The following is a 14,424-nucleotide window of genomic DNA, read 5'->3' on the forward strand; positions in this document are numbered from 1 at the left end:
ATCTCATGCGCCAACCTCCTGAGAAACTGCAGGCAGTTCGCGCATGCCAACTCGACGAAGCAGCTCGTACGTGTGGTCGTACACGTCATGCGTTCGAGTTGGGTCATGCGCGTCGCCTCGAGGCACCACGATGACTGTCCCTTGCCTCGCGCGGGTGAGCAGCACGCGATAGGCATTCAGCAGGTATCGGCGGCGATCATCTTTCAGCACGCGCTTCCAGCTGTCCCCAACGAATCCGAAGTAGCCCCACCGATCGCCGAGATATCGCAGGTCGCCGTCCCAGACGACGCAACTCCAATCAAGCTCAAGCCCCTGAACCTGGAACTCGGTGGCAACGTCCTCCAGGTAATAGGACGAACGCGTATCGTCCTTTCCAGCGAGAAACCAGTGCACCGGATCAATCGGAACGCGCACGTCAATGGCGTGAGGCTTCAACCGCTGCGCTTGCGAGGACACCACCATCCCATAGCGCTCTGTGCCGCGCGCCCGCGCCCGCACCCATATCTTGGCCAGCCCCAGATCCCGCGTTAGCAGAATCGGAAAGCGCTCTGTTACCTCTGCAAGCATGCCGCTCGCGCCTTCGACATCCAGATCCAGCAGGCGATTAACGAACTCGGACACGCGCTCAGACCGGAACGAGCGCACTGACGTAGCTAGATGCAGCGATTGAGCCTCATGCAACTTTCCGCGCTCACGGGCAGATGCCAGCTCTTCGGTTACCACCGGATCTCGCCGGTCAATTGATGGAGATACGTAGACCTGCCAATCCGGAAAGCTACGGCTTAAAGACGCCAGCCACTCACCGATGCCGGCCTCACCACGGTTGATCTCCTGTCCTGTCCCCACCAGGCATACAACGACAGCCCAGTCGTGATGGCGATCAAGGCACGAAATGAGGAACTCCGGCTCGGACTTGTCGAAGCCTGCCAACCCGCGCTTTCTCTGCATGAACGATGCAGTTTGCTCCCGATCCCAAGCACGTTGCGCCTCATCGAAGATGGCGACGTGATCGTGTGGCGGCCTTGAGTCGGAAAGCCCCTCATCCCGAAAATGATGAACCGCCTGGATGAAGCTCTTCACTTGGCGCCGAGCGTCACCGATGCGCAGGTTGCTTCCCACCTCCGCTTCGCGTCGCACCTTGTCACGCGCGAGCGCCTCGTGGAGCACCTTGACCAGCGGTCCGTTTCCGGAGAGGTACACCGCATGAAGTTCCTCAGCCGCCTCGGTGCTCTGCGTCGCCACATCCAGGCCTACAAGGGTCTTACCTGCCCCAGGAACTCCGGTTACGAAGCACAGCGCCTTCCTTCCTTGTGCTCGCGCGTCCTGAATGACCCCTGTAATGAACCCAGACGTCTGCCCGAGATTTGCCGCATCACTGCGCGAAATGTCGACAACGGAGTGCCGGGCATACAGCGCCATCGCAGCCTCGACGATGGTAGGCGTCGGCCGGTAGCGTCCGGCCACCCAGGCTTGCGCGTCAATCATCGGCCCGACTGCGAAGCAGAGCACTTGATTCAAGGTAGCCCCAAGCGTGTCCGCATTACAGCTAAGGCAGTCAAAGAGTCCATCTGCCGCACTGCTCGTCGCCACCGACAATGGCTGGGCGGGAGCCGCGGTGGCGACGAGCACCGGCACCAAAGGTGCTTGATGGCTTGGCTCATGGAAGTGCTTCAGGTCCAACGCGTAGTCGATCACCTGATCGATGTCGCCGGCAAGCGCTGCCTGCGCGCCAACCTTGAACTCGATCACGAACACCACATGGTCAAGCACTAGAACCACGTCGACACGCCGCCCCATGCGGGGAATATCGAATTCCAGGAACACGTGCCCACGTGCGCCTAATGCGGTAAGCGCGGACTTGATGACGTCGATCGTCCCCTGCCAAGCGCGAACTTGCGTCTGCTCAACATTGAAGCGGGATCTTCTGGTGAGCTGACCGATGACATCATCGGGCGTGGCCTTCAGAAAGACGCTCGCCTCGGCGCCGTAACCGAAGCGGCGTAATACGCCCCGAGAGGTGGATTGCTGGGCCGTCATGACTTCCCCTTGTGGCCACTAGGATAGCCCGCTAGCCACTTTGACCTGAGGCAGCCACCTCACAAAGGACGAAGTCCCTGCCCTAATCCGACTGGGCGACGTTGCCGTAGTGCTTTTTGCACTAACCGGTAGGGGTGACCGCCAGAGCCACTGAGCGTCCACGGACCAAGTCGTGACTAGCGCATGGAACAGTGGATTGTCTAGCGCTTATCGCTGTTTGAGTCGTCCGGGACCAGCAGGTTCGACAGCTCTGCCCGGCGCTAGCCCGCGCGCATTCCTTCATGGTTTAGGCAGTAAAACGCGGTAACTCAGTCAGTGGGAAAGTCGCGGTAATGCACGTACGCGGTGAGCAGGATGAATGCTCATGAGCCGCGCGGAAGCCGTCGAAGTAAGACGCGCAGCCGAATTGCTCAGGCAGCACGTACAGGGCGGGCGGCAGCACAGTCTCGCCTGCCAGCCGCCAGCACTATCCGCAGCGCGTCGTACAGGTAGGCTACCCATGCGGCATCCCTTCTTGCCGCCGCCCCCCTCAGTGAGTACCAGCACCCGCCGCATCCGCTCGCGGCTGCGGCTGCTCGGCGCTACGGAATTGCGCCCTCAAGAAAGGCGTCCAGGGAGGTGATTGGGCCAAGCCGACCACCCAATGCCTCAAAAAGACGACCCTCGCGCAAGGATGCAGGAACCCTAACAGCCTTGCGCTTCGCTGAACGCCTCTTTACGGCAAGCTGTTCAAGAAAAAGCATCAAAAGCTTCTCAAAGAACCACAGCTCATACTTTCCACGGAACCAAAGCTTGCTGTTGATCGCACGCAGACGACGCGCCCAGCGTAGCTGGTCCTGGAATGGCACTACGGCATCCTTCGGCAGAACGGACGCGCGGCAGCGAGACGCAGCACCTTGACGGCGCTTTATCTGACTGGATTCCAAGGAGACAACGAACACATTTGAAAGCGTCAGATTCTGCAGATTTGTCTTGAGCCCCCGCTCCCGCGCTGCCAGTGTCATTGCAATGTAAGGCAACGCTGCTTTCGCACATTGCGCTAGAAGATCCTCAATCGATGACAAGAATTTTGAACAGTCGAAGTCGCCCTGCGACAATCCCGAAAGGTCTACTAAAACTACTTCCGCTTGCGACCTTCCTACCAGGTAGTTCTCAATCGAGTAATAATCAGTTATGAACGTTCTAGGTTCACTGCTGATTTGGCAGCCAAGAAGATCATCAAAATCCCGATCCACAAAGAAAAGCACCCTACTGAGCGGATACCCCTTTTTTACTAAGTAGTTGCGCAGCTCAGCCAACGCGGGCTTGCCGTTACAAACGTACTTCCAGCTAATAAGCTTCGATGCGCGAGCTCGCACGGCTGGCATATAGAAAGAAGGATCTTCCTCTCCCTCAAAAAAGAGGTGCAAATCATCACTACTTTCCACAAACCGCAACATGAACTCATGCAAGGCAGCGCTCTCAGTCTGGGACTGAGAAACTAAATAATCGGCAAAGTCCTCCATTTCTATGCCCCTGCAATCGTTGTAGCCCTACGAAGATCGACAGCAGATTCTCTAAGCTCTTGCTCGTAGATAAACGGACTATGCGTAACAGCTAGCAACATAGAACATTTTCCACTCCGCATAATATCAATCAGAAAACGCTTCTGCCAAGGAACTGAAAGCGAAAGCTCTGGCTCGTCGATGATGACAACCTGGTTCACCGCGTCATCAAGATACAAATGTGAAAATATCGAAACGATCTGCTTTTCCCCAGAAGACAGTGCAGCCAGCTCAATTCTCTTTCCGCTTTCGTCCTCAGTCCTAATAGAAAACTTTATCTCGTCGTATACCATTTTCTTAGAGGGATTCAAATACGCATTGCATACCTGTACAAACGAGGTGATGTCACGCTCTCTTTCGCCGATCTCTACATTCACCGCCACAAGCCTACTGAAATAGTGGGCCAAGAATTTGTCGCTAAGCGCGAGCGATGACTTCTTCTTCTGCTGAATCTGCTTTACTTTTTTAAGAAGCAAGCTTTTGTCTTTTGCTGGCAGAGCAGTCTCGTCTACCCTATCGAGAATCTCCGTAATACGCTCTTCTGTCAGCTCATTTAGGTCCTTGGCAACAAAGGAATCGCCTTGACCTCTAATCACATCTCTTAGATACGTCGCTGACAGATCGTTGTATTGCTTCAAGGAATAGTCACGCATCTCGCCCATTCGTCTGTCGACATTCTCTTTGACGTCGTTCATTCCGAAGCTGACAAGATCGACATAGTGGCCGGAGGATCTAGCTGAGAACCCAGCTGACTCCAAAATTCCAAATCTGCGAATGTGTTCTTCCAAGTCTGGAAAGATTTCTTTCAGATCTTTTTCGATTCGCCGATATGTGGGCAAGTAGAGAACTCGACCAGATACTACTTCCGCCAGGGCGCGCTCAAGCTCGACACGGGGAGAATCTTGTGACTCGCCCTCTGTATCTGGGACACGCCTCATCAGGTAATGGTGGAGCTGCAAGATTTCTGAAGGCGGAACAGAAAGAATTTCCGCGAAACGCCGCCGGTCGCCAGTGTTCTTCGAGGCAACAAGAAAGAACTCCTCCAGCTGCCCCAGCTCTCTCAACCGATTAATAAGTCGGCCGGGGCGCGACATGGGAGCGATGTCTGCTAAAGCTCGATTGAGCCGCTGCAATCCGAAGATCTGATCACGCGTTGTTTCGATCACCCGGTCGCCACTACTTACGGCGACCGCCTGGAAGTCGTACTCAAGCAGCCTGTCCCACTGACGAGTAACGAAGAAGTAAAATATGTTAATTACGGTGCTTTTTCCGGCTCCGTTAGGCCCAACTAGAATAAGCGCGCCATTCGTTATCTCCAGACTTATGTTTCTAGAGCCAAATAGCTTGGTGATAGTAAAGCCCGTAATTTGACTCATATGGCCCCCTGGTAATTGCTGAGCAACCTAGTCGGCATTAATGTTTTCGCCAACACGACGACGCGACTACTGTCAAAGCGCGGACATTCAGCGATGCAGCGTACTGCCGCATTGTCGCGACGGCGGAAAACTTGATCGCTTTGCGGCCGAGTAACGGCTACATATTCCTTCGATACTCCCCACCCACGTCATAAAGCGCATGGCTGATCTGCCCCAGGCTATGCGTCTTCACCGCCTCCATCAGCGCCTCGAACACGTTGCTCCTCTCCCGCGCCGTGTTCTGAAGGTACGCCAGGCCATGCCCGTCATGCACCACCTCCGGCTCTTCATCCGACGCCGCCTGATGTGCATGTGACGTTTCGCCGGCCGGCGCCAGGGCGTTGCGCCCCTGCTGCCACAGCTCCACGTTGGCGATCTGCTGGCCCTTCTCTTCTTCCGTGCTGCGGATCAGTTCGATCTCGGTGGCGATCTCGCCGGCGTGCTCCTTCGGCAGGAACGTGTTCACGCCCACCAGCGGCAGGCTGCCGTCGTGCTTCTTGTGTTCGTAGTACAGGCTCTCTTCCTGGATCTTGCCGCGCTGGTACATGGTGTCCATGGCGCCCAGCACGCCGCCGCGCTCGCTGATGGCTTCGAACTCCTTGTACACGGCCTCTTCCACCATGCCGGTCAGGTAGTCGACGGCGAAGCTGCCCTGCCAGGGGTTCTCGTTGAAGTTGAGCCCCAGCTCCTTGTTGATGATCATCTGGATGGCCACGGCGCGGCGCACGCTCTCTTCGGTCGGCGTGGTGATGGCTTCGTCGTAGGCGTTGGTGTGCAGTGAGTTGCAGTTGTCGAACAGCGCGTACAGCGCCTGCAGCGTGGTGCGGATGTCGTTGAACTGGATCTCCTGCGCGTGCAGGCTGCGGCCGCTGGTCTGGATGTGGTACTTCATCATCTGGCTGCGCTCGTTGGCGCCGTAGCGCTCGCGCATGGCGCGCGCCCAGATGCGGCGGGCCACGCGGCCGATCACGGTGTACTCGGGGTCCATGCCGTTGGAGAAGAAGAACGACAGGTTGGGCGCGAAGTCGTCGATCTTCATGCCGCGCGCCAGGTAGTACTCGACGATGGTGAAGCCGTTGGAAAGCGTAAAGGCCAGCTGGCTGATCGGGTTCGCCCCGGCTTCGGCAATGTGATACCCGGAAATGCTCACCGAGTAGAAGTTGCGCACGCCGTTGTCGACGAAGTACTGCTGGATGTCGCCCATCATGCGCAGGGCGAACTCGGTGCTGAAGATGCAGGTGTTCTGCGCCTGGTCCTCCTTCAGGATGTCGGCCTGCACGGTGCCGCGCACGGTCTTGAGCGTCTCGGCCTTGATGCGTGCGTAGGTCTCCGCATCCACCATCTCGTTGCCGGTCACGCCCAGCAGGCCCAGGCCGAGGCCGTCGTTGGTGGGCGGCAGGTCGCCGTAATAGCGCGGGCGCTGCTTGCCTTCAAAGACCTTGGCGAGCTTCTGTTCGGCGGCGGCCCAGCGCGCGGGGTCGGCCTTCAGGTACTTCTCCACCTGCTGGTCGACGGCGCAGTTCATGAACATCGCCAGGATCATCGGCGCGGGACCGTTGATGGTCATCGACACGCTGGTGGTGGGCGCGCACAGGTCGAAGCCGGAGTACAGCTTCTTCATGTCGTCGAGCGTGGGCACGTTGACGCCGGAGTTGCCGATCTTGCCGTAGATGTCCGGGCGCGGCGCGGGGTCTTCGCCGTACAGGGTGACCGAGTCGAACGCAGTGGACAGGCGCGCAGCCGGCTGGCCCACCGACAGGTAATGAAAACGACGGTTGGTGCGCTCCGGCGTGCCCTCGCCGGCGAACATGCGGATCGGGTCCTCCCCGGTACGCCGGTACGGATACACGCCACCCGTGTACGGATAGCTGCCCGGCAAATTCTCCTTGCCCAGGAACGTCAGCAGCTCGCCCCAGCTCTTGTACGTCGGCGCCGCGATCTTGGGAATCTTCTGGTGGCTCAACGACTCGCGATAGTTCTCCACCCGGATCGCCTTGCCACGCACTTCGTACTCGGTCACCTCATCGGTGATCGACTTCAACCGCTCCGGCCACGCCCGCAGCAGGTTCAACGAATCCGGCGTCAACGACTGCAGCGCATCGTTATACCGCTGCCGCAGCGTCAGCAGACTCCGGTCCACCACCCCCGCATCGCCCTCCTTCGCGTCTTCGCGCCTTCGCGAGACAACATCGCTCATGCCGTAAAGATCCAGCGCCCCCGGCAGCGCAGGATCACCAAGCTCCTGCAACGACTGCCAGAACGCCTGCGCCCGATCCGCCGCCTCAGCCTGCTTCTCGATGCTCGCGTTGATCGCCCTGCCCTGCTCCGCGATCTCCGCCAGGTACCGCACCCGCGCCCCCGGAATCAGCACCGTAGCCCGCGGCTCCTTCAACGAGGTGTCGACGTTCGGCGTCCACCGCTCGGCCGGCAGCGAAAGCTTTTCGCGCAGCAGCCGGCACAGGTTGGCAAACATCCAGCTGATGCCCGGATCATTGAACTGGCTGGCGATGGTGGGATAGACCGGTACGTCTTCGTCGGCGGTCTTGAACGCCACGCGGTTGCGCTTCCACTGCTTGCGGATGTCGCGCAGGGCGTCTTCGGCGCCGCGCTTGTCGTACTTGTTGAGCACGATCAGCTCGGCGAAGTCGATCATGTCGATCTTCTCGAGCTGGCTGGCGGCACCGTAGTCGCTGGTCATGACGTACATCGGGAAGTCGACCATGTCGACGATCTCCGAGTCCGACTGGCCGATGCCGGCGGTCTCCACGATCACCAGGCCAAAGCCCAGGCCGCGCAGGTAGGCGATGCAGTCCTTCAGCACCACGTTGGTGGCGACGTTCTGCCGGCGCGTGGCCATCGAGCGCATGTACACGCGATGGGACCGCAAGGAGTTCATGCGGATGCGGTCGCCGAGCAGCGCGCCGCCGGTGCGGCGGCGGGTCGGGTCCACCGAGACCACGGCGATGCGCAGCTCGGGGAAGCTGGCCAGGAACCGGTTCAGCAGCTCATCCGTCACCGACGACTTGCCGGCACCGCCGGTGCCGGTGATGCCGATCACCGGCGCGTGCGTGCCGACGTCCCACTGCTTGCGCAGGGCGGTCAATTCGGACTCGCTGTAGGTGCCGGCTTCGATCGCCGACAGCGCGTGGCCGATGGCGACCTGGTCCGGGTCCGCATGCGACGGGCCGATGCGGGCGATCACGTCATCCGCCGGCGGCAGGTGCGCCTGGCCGCGCTGCTCGCGGGCGGCGGTGACCCGCGCCACCACGTCTTCGATCATCTCCACCAGGCCCAGCTTCATGCCGTCGTTGGGGTGGTAGATGCGCTCGACGCCGTAGTCCTGCAGCTCGCGGATCTCTTCCGGGGTGATGGTGCCGCCACCGCCGGCGACCACGCGGATGTGGCCGGCGTTGTGCTCGCGGAGCATGTCGACCATGTACTTCATGTACTCGACGTGCCCGCCCTGGTAGCTGGACAGTGCGATGGCGTCGGCATCCTCCTGCAGCGCGGCGCGCACCACGTCTTCCACCGAGCGGTTGTGGCCAAGGTGGATGACCTCCGCGCCCTGTGACTGGATCAGGCGCCGCATGATGTTGATCGCGGCGTCGTGGCCGTCGAACAGGCTGGCGGCGGTGACAAAGCGCAGCGGTGCGGCTTCGGCGCGGGCGGTGGCGATCGGGTGGCTGGCGGGGACGCTCATGAGGCAGTTCCAGGGGCGAAAACGGATTCATTCGATTGTAACCCGCGCCCCTGCAGGCGCTTCCGCGTGACGATCGGCCCGGGAAACGGCCTGCCCCGTCCGCCTAGAGTGGCGCCTGGTCCAGTCCGGAACACGCCGATGACCCTCACGTCGCTCCTGCGCTCCCTTGCCGTAGCCGGCGCGCTCGTCACGGCCGCCTTTCCGGCGTCCGCCGCCCCGCCCGAGCCCCTGTCCGCGGAAGCCACCGAGGCGCTCGCCGCCATCGAACGCGCCGGGCGCGACAGCCACAGCGATGCGCTGCTGGTGATGCGCGATGGCGACGTCCTGCTCGAGCAGTACGGCGAAGGCGAGCGCGGGCCGATCGAGCTGATGTCGGCCACCAAGTCGGTGGTGGCGCTGGGCATCGGCCTGCTGCTGGCCGATGGCCACCTGGACTCGCTCGATGCGCCGGTGTCCACCTGGTATCCGGAGTGGCGCCAGGGCCGCAAGGCCGACATCACCGTGCGCATGCTGCTCGACCACACCTCGGGCCTGCAGAACAGCCCCAACGCCGGCGCCGAGATCTATCCCGCGCCGGACGTGGTGCAGCTTGCGCTCGCTGCCGAGCTCACCACCGCGCCAGGCGAGGCGTTCGCCTACAACAACAAGGCCACCAACCTGCTTGCCGGGGTGATCCACCGCGCTTCCGGGCAGCCGATGGACCAGTACCTGGGATCGCGCCTGTTCGCGCCGCTGGGCATGCAGGCCGGTGAGTGGCATCGCGACGACGCAGGCAACCCGCATGCCATGGCCGGCCTGCCCTTGAGCGCGCGCGATGCGGCGAGGCTCGGCCAGCTGCTGCTCGATGGCGGCCGCCTTGCCGATGGCACGCGACTGCTGCCGGAAGGATTCGTGGACGATCTGTTCGCACCGTCCGCCCACTCCCAGCGCGTGGGCCTGTTGTGGTGGCGCCTGCCGGAATGGGAGCGCGTCACCCTGCGCGACGACGCCGCCGATCGCATGGCCGCGAAAGGCGTGGATGCCGGACTCATCACGGCCCTGGAAACGCTGGACGGCCGCATCTTCGGCAGCGTGACTGACGCCCTGCAGGCCGCGCTTGGCAACGACTACGCCGATCGCTACATGCCCGGTATCGCCGCGCGCGACCTGAAGCGGGCGGACCTGTTCGACGAGACCCTCGGCCCGGTGGTGGCGTACGAGGCCAACGGCTACCTGGGCCAGTACATCGTGGTGGTGCCGGAGCAGCGCCTGGTCGCGGTGCGGCAGATCCGCAGCCGTGAAGCCGAGGGCACGCACCCGGCCGACAGCGGCTACGCACGCTTCTCCCGCGATGTGATCGCGCTGGGGCAGGCGCTGGCCGGCGACGCCGCCGGTCCCCGGGCCTGGCTGGTGCGGCACGCCGAAGCCGGCAGCGGTCCCGACCCCGCGCTCACGCCGGCAGGCGTCGCCCGCGCCGACGCGTGGTACGCCACGCTGGGATCACCCGCGCTGCGCCGCGTGTATGCGACCGACACCGGCCGTTCGCGCGAGACCGCGGGCGCAATCGCGGCCGACGCCGGGGTCGAAATCGACATCTACGACCCCGCGCACCCGGAGGCGCTGGTGCAGCGGCTGCTGGAACGCGGGGAGCCGGCGGTGGTGGTGGCGCACTCCAACACGCTCAATGAGCTTGCCCAGGCCATGGGCGCTGACCTGCACCTGCCGGCGATCGCCCACGACGAGCACGACCGTGTCTACGCGATGTCGCTCGGCAAAGCCGCGAAAGCGCGGGCGCAGGACGCGCGCGACGCGCGGTAGCCGCCGGCGCCGGCCAGCACGCCCCTGACTGCACCCAACCCCGCCCCGCCTACGAACCCACCTCCACCAACCCCTCCAGCACCCGATTGCGATGCCCTTCCAGCGCACCCGCCGTGCGCTTCACGTCCACATCCGCATCCCCCGCCGCCCGGCCGAGGATGAACGCGATCAAGGCCTGCACCGTCGCCGGATCATCATCGAAACCGCCGTGCGTGGTGGCGCGCGATGCACCGGCATCCCCCAGCGGCCGGTCGTTCGGCGCCTGCACCCACGCCAGCCGCCCGCGCGCGATCAGGTCCCCCACGCGCTCGTGGCCCCAGGCCTGGTCGGCGGGTGTCGCCGCCTCGATGAAGCGCGCCATGCCGGCGATCGGCGTGCCTTGGCGCAGGCGATTGTCGATCCAGCTGCGCGGCTGCTTCTCGAACGCGCGCGCCACCAGGTACAGCAGTGACTTGTTGTAGATGCGCAGGCAGTGGTCGTCCTGCTCGGCGCTGTCGGTGAGGGTGAAGAGCGACGCCCGCGCCACCGCACGCGATGAGATCGCCGGGACATAGGCCTGGATGAAGGTGTCCATGTCGACCGCCGGCGCCCACAGGGTGAGGCTGGCCAACCGCCCGCCCATGCCGAGCATGCCGCGCGCGGGTCCGCCGATGACCTGGCCGGGGCGCGTGAACAGCTGCACCAGCGGTGCCATCAGGATGCTGCCGGCGCTGTGCGCGGCGACGTGGATCTCGACCGAGGGATCTTCGCGCCGCCATTCGTCGAGCAGGCGCGCGACCTGCGCGGCGCCGCCGTGCTCGATGGTGCCGCCGCCAGGCTGCAGGCGCACGGCGGTGGTGGCGAGCAGCGCGTTCTCCTTCATCTCGTCCCACATCGCCTTGCCGCCGATGGCGCGCGCCAGCGGCTCGATGGTGTCGTCGAGGCGGTCGAGCAGAAGGTCCTTGGCCTTGTCGAATAGGCCTTCGCTGCGCGGGTGCGCGGCGTCTTTCAGGATGTTGCCGAGCGTGGTCCAGAGGTCGGTCTTCCAGACGAAGCACAGCGGGTAGATGTCCTCGCGCAGCATGGCTTCGCGGTAGTCGGCCACGCGCTGGATGGCGGCGGCCTCCGGCACCAGGCCGCCGTGCGCGTACAGCAGCACGCGCTTCTTCTTCCAGTCCTTCGTGATCGCGCGCATGTCGCGGCGCACGATGTTGCGCACGTCGTCCTGGGTGCAGGCGAAGCGGCCTTCGCAGCGCAGGGCACCGTTGTTGCCGAGGCTGATGACGTGCGGGCGCAGGTCTGCCTGGGAATAGCCGACCGACTGCCGGCCCAGCGGTGAATTGCTGACCGCCACCGAGCTTGCGCGGTCAAGCTCCACCGGCACCGCCAGGCGTGCGACCCAGACGTCGCTGCCGCGTTCCAGCCATTCGTCATAGCTGACGTGGCCGTAACCGGCGCGGCCCCAGCGCGTGCCCCAGGAATTCTGGATCCAGAAGCCGTTGCGGTCGTAGCCGACGACGGCGAAGGCGTGCCAGCCGACCACCGGCTGACGAGTCCAAGCGATGCGGCCGCTGTCGGGCGGCGCGTGCCAGCCTTCGTGCACGGCGGACGAGGCGTAGAGCACGCCGGTTTCGGCGAAGGCGGCGTGCATGGCGACCAGGTCGCGGTGGTTCACGCGCGCGTAGGCGCCCAGCGGATTGCGCAGGGCGTCGCGCGCGCGTTCGTCGGTATACGGCTCGACGTGCAGGCCCGGGGTCCAGGGCCAGAGGTCTTCGGCGCAGACACCATGGCGGTGCCAGGCCTTCATCGCGCCGCGGCAGCTGGAGCCGGAATAGCTTTCGCCCTCCCACTCGTCATAGCGGCGGGCCATGTCGTAAAGCATGCGGGTGCTGACGATCCCGGGGTCGGCCTCGGGGCGGCGGCGGCGCAACAGCGCATGGGCGACCGTGGCCAGGCCGAAGGCGGTGCAGGCGCCGTCCGCGCCTTGGTCGAGCACCGGCACGCCCTGGTCGATGAAGGCGGCAAGCGGTGCGTCGGTCGGCACATCGACCAGGGTGGGCTCGAACATGCGGTCGCGGAAGTCGGCGGTGTCGGGCCGGGCGTCGAAGAGCCGGCGCTTGCCGGTGTTGAAGCCCGCGATCGCGGGCGGTGGAGCGGGTGTGGACACGGCCATGCCTGGTATCTCCCTCGCCTACCTCAGCCAAGCCCCTGTAGGAGCAGCTATAGCTGCGACCGGCATCTGCCGCAACCCTGGGCGCATGCGGCGATCGCGGCTATAGCTGCTCCCACAAGGGCGGTAAAGTGTCGGGATTCGCGGGATGGGGGTTGCGGGTGATCACACGGGCACGGCGCATCGCGCTCTGGGGGGCGTTCTCACTCTTGATGCTGGTTGGCAGCGGCCTGCTGCTGGCCGATCGCCTGACGCCGCCGAACACGGGCGAGCCGTCATACACCCTGCCCCTTGCCGCGGACCACACCGCGCTTGACCGCGAACTCGTGCCGCTGCTGGCGCGCAATCCCGGCAAGACCGGTGCGCTGACGCTCGTCGACGGAATCGACGCCTTCGCCGCGCGCGCGATGTCGGCGCGGCAGGCGGGCCGCAGCCTGGACCTGCAGTACTACATCTGGCACGACGACCTCACCGGCCGCCTGCTCGCGCGCGAGGCCTGGGCCGCCGCCGAGCGCGGGGTGCGCGTGCGCCTGCTGCTCGACGACATCAACGCCGGCGGCAAGGACACGCCGCTGCTGGTGCTTGATGGCCACCCCAACATCCAGGTGCGCCTGTACAACCCCTTCCGCAACCGCAGCGGCATCGCGCGGCTGCTGGAGATGCTGCAGCGTGGCTTCAGCCTCAACCACCGCATGCACAACAAGGCCTGGATCGCCGATGGGCGGGTGGCGATCGTCGGCGGGCGCAACGTCGGGCTGGAGTATTTCAGCGCGTCGGAAAGCAGCAACTTCCACGACCTCGACCTGCTGCTGTTCGGGCCGGAAGTCGCGCAGGCCAGCGCGATCTTCGACGCGTTCTGGAATTCCGATGCCGTGGTGCCGCTGTCGGACCTCGGCCAGCTCGGCATGGATGACATCCGCGCGGTGGCCGACACCATCGGCACCGAAGCCCGCACCCCCGCGGCACAGCGCTACCTGCAGCGGGTGGACAGTTCCCCCAGCGTGCGCGCCTATCTCGACGATGCGCTGTCGCCGCACTGGAGCGAGCACATCCGCGTGGTATCCGACCCGCCGGTGAAGCGCCCCGGCGAGGACACCTCGGGCTGGCTGGTGGAACGCGTGGACGCCAGCCTCCGCGGCGCGGAGCAAGCGGCGCTGCTGGTGTCGCCCTACTTCGTGCCGGGCGACGACACTTCCGCCGTGCTCACCGGCCTGGCCGCGGACGGCGTGCACGTGGGCGTGATCACCAACTCGCTGGCCGCCAACGACGTGGTCGCCGTGCACGGCGGCTATGCGAAGTACCGCAAGCGACTGCTCGCCGGGGGCGTGCACCTGTACGAATTGCGCCCGGAAGCCGCGGCGGGGGACGGCAACGGCGACGGCAGCGCGGCAACCGCCATCCCGCGTCCGCGCGGCGGCGGGTCCGGCAGCAGCGGCGCGAGCCTGCACACCAAGGCCTTCCTGGTGGACGGGACCCAGGGCTTCATCGGGTCCTACAACCTCGACCCGCGCTCGGCGTACCTCAATACCGAGATGGGGGTGTTCTTCGACGATCCGGGCCTGGCGGCCGACCTGCGCGCCGAGTACCTGCACCTGGCCGGCCCCGCCATCAGCTGGAAAGTGGGCCTGGACGGCGACGGCGACCTGGCCTGGCTGGACGCCGCGGGACCGGAGCCGCGCCTGCTCCACAACGAGCCCCAGGCCAGCCGCTGGCGCCGCCTGCAGGCCTTCGTGTTCCGCTGGCTCCCGCTGGAGTCGCAGCTCTAGCAACTGCGGACTGTAT

7 protein-coding genes are annotated in these 14,424 nt (G+C 64.1%); 2 read left to right on the plus strand and 5 right to left on the minus strand.

Going from position 1 to position 14,424, the window contains the following annotated elements; all coding sequences use genetic code 11:
- Window positions 1–3 precede the first annotated feature (3 nt).
- The 4 genes from ACW5E8_RS07665 to ACW5E8_RS07680 all read right to left on the minus strand — a co-directional run bounded on the left by ACW5E8_RS07665 (window position 4) and on the right by ACW5E8_RS07680 (window position 8,696).
- Window positions 4–2,037, minus strand: coding sequence for a DUF2075 domain-containing protein (locus ACW5E8_RS07665; RefSeq protein ID WP_456964871.1), 2,034 nt, complete (start codon window positions 2,035–2,037; stop codon window positions 4–6).
- A 581-nt stretch (window positions 2,038–2,618) separates the two neighbouring features.
- Entirely contained in the window at window positions 2,619–3,542 is a 924-nt protein-coding gene (locus ACW5E8_RS07670) for a DUF4435 domain-containing protein (protein WP_456964872.1), read from the minus strand.
- A 2-nt stretch (window positions 3,543–3,544) separates the two neighbouring features.
- On the minus strand, window positions 3,545–4,957 hold the full coding sequence (locus ACW5E8_RS07675) for an AAA family ATPase (RefSeq protein ID WP_456964873.1): 1,413 nt from the start codon (window positions 4,955–4,957) through the stop codon (window positions 3,545–3,547).
- A gap of 157 nt (window positions 4,958–5,114) precedes the next feature.
- Window positions 5,115–8,696 carry a methylmalonyl-CoA mutase family protein gene (locus ACW5E8_RS07680; protein WP_456964874.1) on the minus strand — a complete coding sequence of 1,194 codons (3,582 nt, stop codon included), beginning with the start codon at window positions 8,694–8,696 and terminating at the stop codon, window positions 5,115–5,117.
- Window positions 8,697–8,834: 138 nt separating this feature from the next.
- Here ACW5E8_RS07680 and ACW5E8_RS07685 point away from each other — a divergent pair, with 138 nt between their 5' ends.
- Entirely contained in the window at window positions 8,835–10,493 is a 1,659-nt protein-coding gene (locus ACW5E8_RS07685) for a serine hydrolase (RefSeq protein WP_456964875.1), read from the plus strand.
- Between the two features lie 49 nt (window positions 10,494–10,542).
- On the opposite strand, the gene ACW5E8_RS07690 is transcribed toward ACW5E8_RS07685, so the two are convergent.
- The gene (locus ACW5E8_RS07690; RefSeq protein WP_456964876.1) at window positions 10,543–12,645 is read right to left on the minus strand and encodes a C1 family peptidase; all 2,103 of its coding nucleotides are present in this window, start codon (window positions 12,643–12,645) and stop codon (window positions 10,543–10,545) included.
- Between the two features lie 209 nt (window positions 12,646–12,854).
- Between ACW5E8_RS07690 and ACW5E8_RS07695 the strand changes: the two genes are divergently transcribed.
- Window positions 12,855–14,408 (plus strand): phospholipase D family protein, encoded by a 1,554-nt coding sequence (locus ACW5E8_RS07695; RefSeq protein WP_456965265.1) that lies wholly within the window; start codon window positions 12,855–12,857, stop codon window positions 14,406–14,408.
- The last annotated feature ends 16 nt before the right edge of the window (window positions 14,409–14,424 follow it).

Source organism: Luteimonas sp. A649 (genome assembly GCF_054072735.1).